This window comes from Paenirhodobacter sp., from assembly GCF_047600745.1.
In the GTDB taxonomy this organism is placed as follows: domain Bacteria; phylum Pseudomonadota; class Alphaproteobacteria; order Rhodobacterales; family Rhodobacteraceae; genus Rhodobacter.
Genome location: NZ_JASGKI010000004.1, coordinates 1,300,001 through 1,312,914, shown reverse-complemented (window position 1 = coordinate 1,312,914; position 12,914 = coordinate 1,300,001). Strand labels below are relative to the sequence as shown.

The window sequence follows — 12,914 nt, the reverse complement described above, 5'->3', positions numbered from 1 at the left end:
GCGGGAGAGTGGGATGAGCGGATTGCTGGCGTTGCTCGACGATGTGGCGGGGATCGCCAAGATCGCGGCGGCTTCGGTCGATGACGTGGCCGGGCAGGCGGCGAAGGCTGGTGCCAAGGCCGCAGGCGCGGTGATCGACGATGCCGCGGTGACGCCGAAATATGTCCACGGTTTCGCGGCGGCGCGGGAACTGCCGATCGTCGGGCGGATCGCGCTTGGCTCGATCCGCAACAAGCTGGTGATCCTGCTGCCGCTGGCGCTGCTGCTGTCGGCCTTCGCGCCCTGGGCGATCACGCCGCTCCTGATGGTTGGCGGCGCCTATCTGTGTTACGAAGGCGCGGAGAAGATCGTCCATGCGCTGCATCCCGGCGGGGCGCATGAAGAGGTGATGAAGGGCGATCCGACCGAACTGGAAGAGGCCAAGATCGCGGGGGCGGTGAAGACGGATTTCATCCTGTCCGCCGAGATCATGACGATCGCGCTCGCCGCCCTGCCGCAGGGGCAGCCGATCTGGATGGAGGCGCTGGTTCTGGCGGTGGTCGGTATCGGCATTACCGCCGTGGTCTATGGCGGCGTCGCGCTGATCGTGAAGATGGACGACATCGGGCTGTGGCTGGCCAAGAACGGCGCCGGGCCGGTGCGCGGGTTCGGCCGCGGGCTGGTGCGGGCGATGCCGGTGCTCATGCGGGTGCTGACGGTGGTGGGCACGGCGGCGATGCTCTGGGTCGGCGGCAACATCGTGCTGCATGGCGCGGCGGAAACCTTCTGGGCGGCGCCCTATGAGGCGATCCATCATCTGGCCGAAACCGCCGCGCATCGCGTGTCCGAAGGGGCACGGGCGGCCACCGCCTGGGCGGTGACGGCGCTGTGCGACGGGATCTTCGGCGTGGTCTTCGGCGCGGCCCTGATCCCGGTGGCGCAATATGTGGTGAACCCGCTGATCGCGTTGGTTCGGCGCTGACACTGATTGACCTGCGCGGCTAGGCATGGTTTCACGCGGGCAAGGGGCGGTCGTCTGATCGCCGGCACATCACCGATGGGGGCGCGACATGGCGGGATCCGTGAACAAGGTCATTCTGGTGGGCAATCTGGGCCGCGACCCGGAAGTCCGCAGCTTTCCGAGCGGGGGGAAGGTGTGCAACCTGCGCATCGCCACCTCGGAAAACTGGCGCGACCGCGCGACGGGCGAGCGCAAGGAGCGCACCGAATGGCATTCGGTCGCGATCTATAACGAGAACCTCGTGAAGATCGCCGAGCAATATCTGCGCAAGGGATCGAAGGTCTATATCGAGGGCCAGCTGGAAACCCGGAAGTGGCAGGACCAGTCGGGCGCCGACCGCTACACCACCGAAATCGCGCTGCGTCCGTTCCGGGGCGAACTGACCCTGCTTGATGGCCGCGACGGTGGCGGATCTGGTGGCGGTTCGGGCGGCGGCAACCGGGGCGGCGGCGATTACGACGATGGCCCGTCCTATGGCGGCGGCTCCTCCGCGCCCGCTTCGGGCGGTGGCCGGAGCAACTTCGACGACGAAATCCCGTTCTAGGGCACAGAGTCGGCGTTTTCCGCCGGGTATTGACGCCCCGCAGCCGTTCGGCGGTTGCGGGGCGTTTGTTTTGTCGGTTCGCCCTCAGATGGCCGTTGCCGTCCCCATGGATCGCCCGCACTTTTTCCTTGCGTGTGCGTCGGGAGAGGCGTATCCGCAGCGGCGGGACACCCTTCCCCAACGAAGGGCGTTTATCTGAAAGGATACCAGTGATGGCGAACCCCGCTCCGGCTACGCGGCCGGTGAATCCGCGTTTTTCTTCGGGCCCCTGCGCGAAGATCCCCGGTTACTCCCTCGATATGCTCGCCGATGCGCCTCTGGGCCGCTCGCACCGCGCTGCCGTTGGCAAGGCGAAGCTGAAAGAGGCGATCGACCTCACCCGTGAAATTCTGGGCGTTCCGGCGGAGTACCGCATCGGCATCGTCCCCGCCTCGGATACCGGCGCCGTTGAAATGGCGCTCTGGTCGCTGCTTGGCGCCCGCAAGACCACCATGCTCGCCTGGGAATCCTTCGGCTCCGGCTGGGTCACCGATGTGGTGAAGCAACTGAAACTCGACGCCGAGGTCAAGGAAGCCGCTTATGGCGACATCGTTGACTTCAAGACGGTGGATTTCGATACCGATGTGGTCTTCACTTGGAACGGTACCACCTCGGGCGTGCGCGTCGCCAATGGCGATGACATTCCGGCGGATCGTGCGGGCCTGACGATCTGTGACGCGACCAGCGCCGCCTTCGCGATGGATCTGCCGTGGGACAAGCTCGACGTCGTGACCTTCTCCTGGCAGAAGGTGCTGGGCGGGGAGGGCGGCCATGGCGTGCTGATCCTGAGCCCCCGCGCGGTGGAACGGCTGGAAACCTACAAGCCGGCATGGCCGCTGCCGAAGATCTTCCGCATGACGAAGGCGGGCAAGCTGATTGAGGGCATCTTCGTCGGTGAAACGATCAACACGCCCTCGATGCTCTGCGTCGAGGATTACCTCGTCGCGCTGAAATGGGCGCAGACGGTTGGCGGGCTGAAGGGTCTGATCGCGCGGGCCGAAGGCAATGCGCAGGTGGTGAAGGATTTCATCGCCGGGAAGGACTGGATCGCGAATCTCGCCAATAACCCGGCGAATGCGTCTTGCACTTCGGTCTGCCTGAAGTTCACCGATTCGCGGATCAAGGACGGCGCGGCTTTTGCCAAGGCCGTGGCGAAGCGGCTGGAGAAGGAAGGCGTGGCGCTCGACGCCGGGGCCTATCGCGATGCGCCTCCCGGCCTGCGGATCTGGTGCGGCTCGACGGTCGAAACGGCCGATGTCGCGGCGCTGATGCCGTGGATCGAATACGCCTTCAACGCCGAGATCGCGGCGCAGGCCTGATCCCTTTCTTCGTGACCGATGGCGGGCCGGGCGGCCCGCCTCTCCGAACACATCCATGAAGGAGCCGCAAAATGGCGCCCAAGGTTCTTATTTCCGACGCCCTGTCCGATGCCGCCGTGCAGATCTTCCGCGATCGCGGGATCGAGGTGGATTTCCAGCCGAAGCTGGGCAAGGACAAGGAAAAGCTGGCCGAGATCATCGGCAATTATGACGGCCTCGCAATCCGTTCGGCCACCAAGGTCACGGAAAAGCTGCTCGAAAACGCGACGCGGCTGAAGGTCATCGGCCGCGCCGGGATCGGTGTCGACAACGTTGACAAGGAAGCGGCGTCGAAGCGCGGCGTGATCGTGATGAACACGCCCTTCGGCAACATGATCACCACCGCCGAACATGCGATCGCGATGATGTTCGCCGTCGCGCGGCAGATCCCCGAGGCGTCGGCCTCCACCCATGCGGGCAAGTGGGAAAAGTCGAAATTCATGGGCGTCGAACTGACGGCCAAGACGCTGGGCGTGATCGGCGCGGGCAATATCGGCGGGATCGTGTGCAACCGTGCGCTCGGGCTCAAGATGAAGGTCATCGCCTATGACCCCTTCATGTCGCAGGAAAAGGCCGACAAGATGGGCGTCGAGAAGGTCGAGCTGGACGAGCTGCTGAAGCGGTCGGACTTCATCACGCTGCATGTGCCGCTGACCGAGCAGACCCGCAATATCCTGTCGCGCGAGAATCTGGAAAAGACCAAGAAGGGCGTGCGGATCATCAACTGCGCCCGCGGCGGTCTGATCGACGAACAGGCGCTGGCCGACCTGCTGAAATCGGGTCATGTGGCGGGCGCCGCGCTCGACGTCTTCGCCGAGGAACCGGCGACGGAGAACGTGCTGTTCAACCTGCCGAACGTGGTCTGCACGCCGCATCTGGGCGCTTCGACCTCGGAAGCGCAGGAAAACGTCGCGCTGCAAGTGGCGGAGCAGATGTCGAACTACCTGCTCGACGGGGCCGTTGAAAACGCGCTGAACATGCCCTCGATGACCGCCGAAGAGGCGAAGGTCATGGGGCCGTGGGTGAAGCTCGCGGAATATCTGGGTTCCTTCGTCGGCCAGATGACCGACGAACCGATCAAGGCGATCAACGTCACCTATGACGGCACGGTGTCGAAGATGAACCTCAAGGCGCTCGACTGCGCCGTGATCGCGGGCATCATGAAGCGCACCAACCCGGATGTGAACATGGTCTCGGCCCCGGTCATCGCGAAGGAACGCGGGATCCAGATCTCGACCACCACGCAGGACAAGACGGGCGTGTTCGACGGCTATATCAAGGTCACCGTCGTCACCGACCTGCGCGAACGCGCCGTGGCGGGGACGTGCTTCTCGGATGGCAAGCCGCGCTTCATCCAGATCAAGGGCATCAACATCGACGCCGAAGTCGGCCCGCATATGCTCTACACGACCAACAAGGACGTGCCCGGCATCATCGGCAAGCTCGGCACCCTTCTGGGCGAGAACAAGGTCAACCTGGCGAACTTCACGCTGGGCCGGGCGGCTGCGGGCGGCGAGGCGATCGCCATCGCTTACCTTGACGAGCCGCTTCCTGCCGCAGTTGTGAAGGCGCTTGAGGCCACGGACCTGTTCCAGCAGGTGAAACCGCTGGAATTCCCTGTCGCCTGAGGGTAGATCCACGGCCATACGGCCCTCCGCCACGGCGGGGGGCCTTTTGTCTTGGGGGTTCACATGCGCACCTATGCCATCGGCGACATCCACGGCCATCTCGACCTGCTCCAGGTCGCGCAGGATCTTGTCGCGCAGGACCGCGAGAGGGTGGGGGATCCGTCCTCGCCACTCGTCCATGTCGGGGATCTGGTGGATCGCGGGCGACAATCGCGCGGTGTGATCGAACATCTGATGGCGGGGCAGGCGCGGGGCGAACCCTGGGTGGTGCTGAAGGGCAATCACGACCGGATGTTCGCGATGTTCATGGATGATCCCTATGCGCATGACCCGATGCTGCGGCAGGGGATCGGCTGGCTGCATCCGCATGTCGGCGGGGCGACGACGCTCGCCTCCTATGGTGTGCGCAATGCCGAGGAGCGTCCGCCGGAAACGGTCCATGCCGAGGCGATGGCCGCGATTCCGCCGGAACATCAGACCTGGATCCGCAAGCTGCCGACGCATTTCCTGCATGACGAATCGCTGTTCGTCCATGCCGGGATCCGCCCGGGCGTCGATCTGCGGCATCAGACCGAGGACGACATGACCTGGATCCGGAAGGAATTCCTTGAGGATACCCGCGATCACGGGGCGCTGGTCGTGCATGGCCATACCGCGATCGACAAGGCCACCCATTACGGCAACCGGCTGAACATGGATTCGAGCGCGGCCTATGGCGGGCCGGTCTCCGCGGCGGTGATCGAGGGGCGGCACGCCTGGCTGCTGACGCCGGAGGGGCGCGTGGCTCTGGGCTGAGGGGACGCACGTTCCTCTCGCCACCCGACCAAACGGTTGTTACACTCCCCGAGGATTTCCGGAGAGGGAGGAACCATGACTGGGATCGTCATTCTGTCGGGGGCGCGCACCGCCATCGGCACATTCGGCGGCAGCCTTGCGGGCTTTGCGCCGATCGACATCGCCACTATCGTTTCGAAGGCCGCGATCGAGCGGGCCGGGATCGCCGCCGATCAGATCGGGCAGGTGGTCTTTGGCCATGTCATCAACACCGAGCCGCGCGACATGTATGTCAGCCGCGTCGCTTCGGTGCAGGCGGGGGTGCCGGTGGGCACGCCGGCGATGAACGTCAACCGGCTGTGCGGCTCGGGCGCGCAGGCGATCGTCTCGGCGGCGCAGGCGCTGATGCTGGGGGATGCGGATTTCGCGCTGGCGGGCGGGGTCGATTGCATGAGCCGGGCCCCCTACATCCTGCAACAGGCGCGCTTCGGCCAGAAGATGGGCGATGTGAAGGCGCTGGACATGATGACCGGCGCGCTAAGCTGTCCGTTCGGCACCGGCCACATGGGCGTTACCGCCGAGAATGTGGCGAAGGAAATGGGCATCAGCCGTGCGGATCAGGATGCGCTGGCGCTGGAAAGCCAGAACCGCGCGGGTGCGGCCATCGCGGCGGGTCTGTTCAAGGATGAGATCGTCCCGGTCGAGATCAAGAGCCGCAAGGGCGTGACGCTGTTCGATACCGACGAGCATCCGCGCGCGACCACGGCGGAGGCGCTGGCCGGGCTGAAACCCGTGTTCCAGAAGGATGGCACGGTGACGGCGGGCAATGCCTCTGGGATCAATGACGGGGCTTCGGCGCTGATTCTCGCGCGCGAGCATGCTTTGACGGGGCAAAAGCCGCTGGCGCGGCTGCTCGGCTATGCGGTGGCGGGGGTGCGGCCCGAGGTGATGGGCTATGGCCCGATCCCGGCGGTTCAGGCGCTATGCGCGAAGATCGGCAAGACGGTCGATGATTTCGATGTGATCGAATCGAACGAAGCCTTTGCCGCGCAGGCACTGGCGGTATCGCGCGAGCTGAAGTTCGATCCGGCGAAGGTGAACCCGAATGGCGGAGCGATCGCGCTTGGCCACCCGATCGGCGCGACGGGCGGGATCCTGACCGTCAAGGCGCTGTATCATCTGGAACGGACGGGCGGGACGCTCGGGCTGATCACGATGTGCATCGGCGGCGGGCAGGGGATCGCGCTGGCGATCGAACGTCTCTGACATGAAGGGTGCGGCCCGGGGGGGCCGCACCTGTCACCGGAAGCTCTTCTGATCGAATTTCATCGGCACGACAAAGGTGCGCTGGCTGTTCTCGGGCGGCGGGGGCGGCACCGGAGAGGAACGCCGGACCGTCGACAGCGCATTTTCGTCCAGCCCCGGCAGGCCCGAGGATTTGGCGAGGCTGACCGACAACACATTGCCCGCATCGTCGATGGTAAAGCGCACCTGCGCCGTGCCCACATCGCGGCGCGCCGTGCCGCTGTAGTTGCGCTTGTGGCGTTGCAGATGGGCGTTCAGCCGCGCGTTCCATTTCGCATTCTGGGCGGAGCCGCCGCCACCGCCACCGGACATGCCCCGGTTGCGGTCCGACTGCTGCACCTGCGCGGCGGCCCGGTTCTGTGCAACGGAGGGCGGCGGTTCGCGTTTCTTCTTCGGCTTTTCGGGGATTTCCTTCGGCGGTTCCTTCTTTTCGACCACCTTCGGTTCCGGCTTCGGTTTCCGTTCGGGGCGGATCTTGGGGATCACGACGGCGGGTTGCTCGACGGGAACGTCGATCTCCTCCACGACATCCTCGGGTTCCGGCTCGGGCTCGGGCAGGGGCTCCTCCTCGACCACCTCCTCCGGCTCGGGTTCCGTCTCCTGGGGCTTGACCTCGGCCGAGTCCTGCAACTGATCGGCGGCGTTGTTCTGATCGGTGTTCACGGCCTCGGAGATCGGCGAGAGTTCGAGCATCAGCGCCGGGGCGGCATCGTCCATCAGGGGCTCGGGCCGTTCGCGCAGCAGATAGGCGGCGCCCGCGGCATGCGCGCCCAGCACGGCCACGGCGGCCACGCTCCAGACCACCAGCCCGCTCAGCCGCGAGCCCTGGCCGTTCATCTCCTCAAGCCAGGATTTCATGGCGCCGCAGCCCCGGGAAGCGTTTCCAGCCCGACCAGCGCGACCTTGAGATACCCCGCCGACCGCAGCGCATTGAGCGTTTCGGTCAGCGATCCGTAATCGACCGTCTTGTCGGCGCGCAGGAAGACGCGGGTTTCCTTGTTGCCGCCAGTGGCGGTGTTCAGCGCCTCGGCCAGACCGGTCTGCGCCACCACCGTTTCGCCGACCGCAAGGGTATGATCCGCCTTCAGCGTCAGCCACAGCGGCTTGTCCGGCCGCTCCTGCGGCGTGGCGGTCGAACCCGGAAGGTCGACATGCATGTCCACCGTCGCGAGCGGCGCCGCCACCATGAAGATGATCAGCAGCACCAGCATCACGTCAATGAAGGGGGTGACGTTGATCTCGTGGTTCTCGTCAACGTCGAGCCCGCCCGAATCCTGTCTGATTCCACCGGCCATGACGGATCACTCCGCTGCCGCGGGACGCACCGCGGAAATGACGTTGGAGGGGGTATGCGGGATCTGCCGATAGTCCAGATCCCGGCTGACGAGGATTTCGACGCCAGTCGCCGCATCGCCCAGCAGGTGCTTGTAGCGGGCGGTCTGACGGGCGAAGTGGTTGTAGATGATCACCGCCGGGATTGCAGCGACAAGGCCGATCGCGGTGGCGAGCAGCGCCTCGGCGATACCGGGCGCCACGACGGCGAGGTTGGTCGTCTGCGATTTCGAGATGCCGATGAAGGAGTTCATGATCCCCCAGACGGTGCCGAACAGGCCGACGAAGGGCGAGGTCGAGCCGATCGTGGCAAGGAGGCCGGTGCCGATCGCGATCTTGCGCCCGGCGCGGGCCTCGACCCGCGACAGGGCGGCGGCGACACGTTCCTTCAGGCCATCGCCCCCCGCATGTTCGAGCGCGGGTTCCGACAGCGCCGCTTCGTTGCGGGCGACGGCCAGCATGGAGGCGGCGGGCCCTTTGCGCGGATTGGCGGCGATGGCGTCATCGAGGCTGCGGGCGCGCTGGATCGCTTTCAGGGTGGAGCGGGCGTTGCGCATGGCGCCAAGCAGTTCGAGCGTCTTCGCGACGAAGATCGTCCAGGTGACGAGCGAGGCGAAGACGAGGCCCAGCATCACCCCCTTCACCACGATGTCCGCCGCCAGGAACATGCCCCAGGGCGACAGGTCATGCGGCAGGTTGGGGTTGCGCGCATGCGGCGTCAGCATCTGGGCGATGGCACCTGCCGGATCCTCGAAGATCGACGGCGGCGGTTCTGCGGGCGCCTCAGTCATGGGGGCCGGCGCGGGGGCGCCGGGGGCAGGCGACGCGGGCGTTCCGGAAGCCTCCGGCGTCACCGGGGATTCAGTTGCCTGAGCAGGGAGGGGTGCCGCTGGGGTCTCGGTGGCCTGCGTCGGGAGAGGCGCCGCAGCGGGGGCGGGGGTGCCGGTGGCCTGAGCCGCCGGGGGTTCCACGGCCTGCGCGGGGAGGGGCGCGGCTGCGGGGGCAGGCGTTTCGGTGGCCATTGGCGTCGGGGCCGGGGGCTGCGGCGCGACCGGTGCGGATTGCTCGGCTGCCGGAGCGACGGAAGGCGCCGGGGCGGGCGTGGTATCCTGAGCCCAAAGCGGCGCTGCCGCCAGCATCTGCCCCGCAACCACGGCCGCAAGGACACGCCCGTCAAGGCGGCGGCGCGCGGTCTGGGGACGGGTCGGGTTCGGTTCGCACTGGGTCATCGGTCTCGCATCTTCCCGTTTTTCATGCGCGGGACGGAACGGGCCCGCGCGTGGCGTCCGGAATTGAGGGCCCTGCGAAGGACCGCGCGGACCGGAGCGCATCATCGACATGGAACGGCTCGTTTCCCCGAGCAAAGATGTCGGGAACTGGCTGATGCCCTGCTTATCCTCAAGACGCCGGGCTGACGCAAGACCGCTGAGGCGGCTTTGCCCAAATTTCCGACAATATGTATCGGATTTTTTACGATCTGGTGCGATGCTGCGCGATCCGAAAGGCGGCGCGAACCGCCGTATCAGGGCGATTCGGTCGGGCGGCGCGGTTCGCCTGCGATTTCGCGTTGCCATTCGCGCCAGATCGAAACCAGCAGGGCCATCAGAACCGGGCCGACGAACAGACCGACCAGACCCATCGTCTTGACCCCGCCGACCAGGCCGAACAGGGTGGGCAGAAAGGGCAGCTTGACCGGGCCGCCGACCAGAACCGGGCGGATCGTCTTGTCGACGGTGAACAGCTCGACCGTCCCCCAGACGAACAGGGCGATGCCGGGAACGGTCTGGCCGGTCGCGACGAGGTAGACCGAGACCAGGGTGAAGGACAGCGGCGCGCCGCCGGGTATCAGCGCCATGAAGCCGGTGATGACGCCGAGCGTGACCGGAGAGGGCGCCCCCGCCAGCCAGTAGGCGATGCCGAGCACGACGCCTTCGCCGATCGCGATCAGGGTCATGCCGGTGACGGTGGCCGAAATGGTGGCGGGCACAACGCGGGACAGCCGCTCCCACCGCGTCGGCAGGATGCGCAGGCCAACTCGGTCGATCTGCGCGGCGATCTTTTCGCCGTCGCGATACAGTACGAAGAGCGTAACCAACACGAACAGAAGTGTAAGCGCGAGGTGGAAGGCCAGCGCCCCCGCCGTCAGCACGCCGCGGTAGATGGCGCCGATATTCGAGCCGCTGACCACCTGCACCATCTCGCCGATGGCGCCGGGGCGGCCGATGAATTCGCGCCATTGCGCATCGACCCAGGGGCCGACGCGGGGCAGCCGGACCATCCAGTCGGGGGTTGGCGCGCCGACGGCGTTCACCTCGAACGCCCAGCCGGTCCAGCTTTGCAATTCGCCGAAGGCATAGACCAGCGCCATGGTGATCGGCACGACGACGAAGCAGACGATGAGCAGCACGAGCGCCGCCGCCGCGCCCGTCCGGCCCAGCCGTTCGACCGCCCAGATCCGGATCGGCCAACTGGCTAGGCAGATCACCCCCGCCGCCAGTACCGGCACCAGGAAGCCGTAGAAGAAATAGACCGATGCCGCGATGATCGCGAGCAGCAGCCAGCGCGCGGCCGAGATGTCCGAAATCAGCGGCCGACGGAACACGGTCCGATGCGGAACGCGCGCAAGAATGTCGGGGTCGAGCTTCCTGCGCGCGTGACCGCCGGTGGGATCCGTATTCGTGACCATCGTTTGTCCCATGGGATGCGGCCTGACGGGCCGTCCCGGCAGAGCGCGCCGGAACCTCACCCAAAACCTGTGTCAGGTGGGGCGCGGTGTCAACCGCCGCACCGAAGGGATCAGCCCTTGTTTTCGTCGGGCGCGGGCTGTGCGGTGACCGCCGGGGTCTCTGCCTCTCCCTCGCGGATGCCGCGTTTGAAGGCGGTCATTCCCTTGCCGACCTCGCCCATGAGGGTGGCGACCTTGCCCTTGCCAAAGAGCACCAGGACCACGATCGCGATCAGAAGCAGGTGCGGAAGGGCCAATCCATTGCTGAGCATGTGCTTTCTCCTTGAATATGGGGTGTCCGGGCTCAGGGAGAGGCAGGAGGGGCGCGCGGCTCGGGCCAGCCGCGCGGGGTTTCATGCGCCGATCGGGCGTGCATGCGGGTCGTGAGGGGCCAGGCATGCAGGGCGCCCCGCTGCACCACGGCGCCGCCGGGCAGAACCGCCGGCGGCAGGTCTGCCGAGGGGCCGGGGTCGGCTGTGTTGCTCAGGACGACCGCATCAGCGCCCGCGTGGAGGCCAGCCTGCGCGCGAAACGGCGCGAACCCGTCGAGCAGGGCGAACAGGCCCAACAGCACGAACGGAGATGTTCAGGGCCCTTGCGATACGGTTCATGCCTTATTGGGTGACAGCAGGCGGTGGCGCTGGCAAGCGAAATGGTCGTGATCGGGGCCGATGCGGCGATTTCGCGCGTCGTCCGCGGGATGGTCATAGCCGTTGACGGGTGCGAAATCCTTTGGCGTTAGGGTGGGGTGTCCTGCGGGGGAATCGGCCCCGCGCTGTGGGGGAACAGGTGAGCGAGCCGCAAGAGCAGATGATGGAACCCGGCCAGATCCTTCCGACAGATATTCTGATTCCGGGGCTCGATCCGGGGATTGCCGTTGTGGACAGTGGGAGGGCGCCGTGGTGCGCGCGGGAACCGGCGGCGATTGGCGGCGTGGCGCTGTGCGCGGATCCGGCGGAACGCGAAGCCGCGCGCGCGTTCTTTGCGCAATATATGCGGCAGGGGCGATTTTCGCAGGCGATCGAATTCGACACGCTTCCGGCAGTGGCGGAGGGGGTGGAGACCGATGGGCGGATCCTGAGCGTGCGGGGGAAGGTGCTGCTGAACGGTCCGCATGGCGTGCGGCTGCGCAATCGGGCGATCCGGGCGCGGGACTGGGCCGAGGGGCGCGGATTCGACCGGCGTCTTGCGGCGCGGCTGGCCGAGGTGGCGCAGCGGCCGGAGATGGACCGGCCCTTGCCCCGGGCGGATGACCTGCCGAAAGATATGGTGATCGAATGCCGCAACGGCTTCAATTACTATCACATGCTGACGGAGACGCTGTGCCATCTGTGCCTGGCGGTGGAGATCGGCCTGCGCGGGCGGGTGCGGGTGCATCTGCCGGGCGACGAGGTGCGGGGGTTCGTGACGGCCTTCACCGAGGCGCTGTTTCCCGAACTGCACGGGCGGGTGGAGTTCATCGTCGGCGCGGGGCGGTATGACCGGGCGGTGCTGGCCCTGAACACGCAGCAGCTTTATTTCATGTGCGGTGCGGGGATGATGCCCTCGCTGGAGGAATTCGCGCCGCGAAATCCGCAGTGGCAGGACCGGCGGGCGGATCGGGCGGCCTATGCGCTGCTTTCGCTGAGCAGTTACGACCGGGATCTGCGGTTGCTGCGCGAGCGGGGGCTGCGGCTGGCGGCGGGGGTCGGGAGGGCCCTGCCGCGCCGGATCTGGATCGACCGGCGTCCGGATCTGGCGCGTCCGCGTCCGGTAGAGAACCAGGAGGCGGTGCTGGAGGCGCTGGCGCCGCTGGGTTTCGAGCGGGTCTGTTTCGAGGATTTCACGCCGCTGGAGCAGATCGCGCTGATGGCGCGGGCGGAAGTCGTGATCATGCCGCATGGGGCGGGGATGACGAACATGCTGTTCGCGCGGCCCGAGGCGGTGGTGATGGAACTGTCCAACCTGCCGACGGTCCGGGCGCGGTTCGGAGTGTTCCATCCGATGGCGCATGTGTCCGGATGCCGCCATGTGGTGGTTGCGCTGGATCATGCGGCCGAAGCGGCGGCGGCCGTGGTACCGGTCCGTATCGGCGCCGTGGCGCCGCTTTGCGATCTGGTGCGCGCGTTTCTGATGCCCGATTCGGTGTCGGATCCGATGGGCACGGCGGCGCATCTGCGTGAGGCGGGGATGGTGCCGGACCTGATGGCGCTGGCCGAAGCGCATCCCG

Annotated in this window: 12 protein-coding genes (1 of these 12 cut by a window edge); 7 read left to right on the top strand and 5 right to left on the bottom strand. The window is 66.7% G+C overall.

Going from position 1 to position 12,914, the window contains the following annotated elements:
* Nucleotides 1-13: 13 nt before the first annotated feature.
* The 6 genes from QM789_RS15210 to QM789_RS15185 all read left to right on the top strand — a co-directional run bounded on the left by QM789_RS15210 (nucleotide 14) and on the right by QM789_RS15185 (nucleotide 6,609).
* A complete protein-coding gene (locus QM789_RS15210; RefSeq protein WP_420352692.1) occupies nucleotides 14-961 on the top strand; it encodes a DUF808 domain-containing protein in 948 nt (315 codons plus the stop codon).
* Nucleotides 962-1,049: 88 nt separating this feature from the next.
* A complete protein-coding gene (ssb, locus tag QM789_RS15205; protein WP_420352691.1) occupies nucleotides 1,050-1,544 on the top strand; it encodes a single-stranded DNA-binding protein in 495 nt (164 codons plus the stop codon).
* A 212-nt stretch (nucleotides 1,545-1,756) separates the two neighbouring features.
* Nucleotides 1,757-2,902, top strand: coding sequence for a phosphoserine transaminase (locus QM789_RS15200; RefSeq protein ID WP_420352690.1), 1,146 nt, complete (start codon nucleotides 1,757-1,759; stop codon nucleotides 2,900-2,902).
* Between the two features lie 71 nt (nucleotides 2,903-2,973).
* Nucleotides 2,974-4,569: a phosphoglycerate dehydrogenase gene (gene serA, locus QM789_RS15195; RefSeq protein WP_420352689.1), complete on the top strand. Its 1,596-nt coding sequence runs from the start codon at nucleotides 2,974-2,976 to the stop codon at nucleotides 4,567-4,569.
* Between the two features lie 63 nt (nucleotides 4,570-4,632).
* Nucleotides 4,633-5,364: a metallophosphoesterase gene (locus QM789_RS15190; protein WP_420352688.1), complete on the top strand. Its 732-nt coding sequence runs from the start codon at nucleotides 4,633-4,635 to the stop codon at nucleotides 5,362-5,364.
* 75 nt (nucleotides 5,365-5,439) lie between these two features.
* The gene (locus QM789_RS15185; RefSeq protein WP_420352687.1) at nucleotides 5,440-6,609 is read left to right on the top strand and encodes an acetyl-CoA C-acyltransferase family protein; all 1,170 of its coding nucleotides are present in this window, start codon (nucleotides 5,440-5,442) and stop codon (nucleotides 6,607-6,609) included.
* Nucleotides 6,610-6,642: 33 nt separating this feature from the next.
* Here QM789_RS15185 and QM789_RS15180 read toward each other — a convergent pair whose 3' ends face one another.
* From QM789_RS15180 to QM789_RS15160, 5 genes are all read right to left on the bottom strand, one after another.
* Nucleotides 6,643-7,506, bottom strand: a complete 864-nt coding sequence (locus QM789_RS15180) for an energy transducer TonB family protein (RefSeq protein WP_420352686.1) — start codon at nucleotides 7,504-7,506, stop codon at nucleotides 6,643-6,645.
* A complete protein-coding gene (exbD, locus tag QM789_RS15175; RefSeq protein WP_420352685.1) occupies nucleotides 7,503-7,943 on the bottom strand; it encodes a TonB system transport protein ExbD in 441 nt (146 codons plus the stop codon). The genes QM789_RS15180 and exbD overlap by 4 nt, the downstream gene beginning before the upstream one ends.
* A gap of 6 nt (nucleotides 7,944-7,949) precedes the next feature.
* Complete coding sequence (gene exbB / locus QM789_RS15170) at nucleotides 7,950-8,771, bottom strand: tonB-system energizer ExbB (protein ID WP_420352684.1); 822 nt, start codon at nucleotides 8,769-8,771, stop codon at nucleotides 7,950-7,952.
* Between the two features lie 731 nt (nucleotides 8,772-9,502).
* Nucleotides 9,503-10,666, bottom strand: coding sequence for an AI-2E family transporter (locus QM789_RS15165; protein ID WP_420352683.1), 1,164 nt, complete (start codon nucleotides 10,664-10,666; stop codon nucleotides 9,503-9,505).
* 110 nt (nucleotides 10,667-10,776) lie between these two features.
* Nucleotides 10,777-10,977: a twin-arginine translocase TatA/TatE family subunit gene (locus QM789_RS15160; protein WP_420352682.1), complete on the bottom strand. Its 201-nt coding sequence runs from the start codon at nucleotides 10,975-10,977 to the stop codon at nucleotides 10,777-10,779.
* Between the two features lie 517 nt (nucleotides 10,978-11,494).
* Here QM789_RS15160 and QM789_RS15155 point away from each other — a divergent pair.
* A protein-coding gene (locus tag QM789_RS15155) for a glycosyltransferase family 61 protein (protein WP_420352681.1) crosses the window boundary here: on the top strand, nucleotides 11,495-12,914 show its 5' portion. The gene runs 278 nt beyond the window's last position; the window shows 1,420 of its 1,698 coding nt (coding positions 1-1,420); its start codon is at nucleotides 11,495-11,497; its stop codon lies off the right edge, out of view.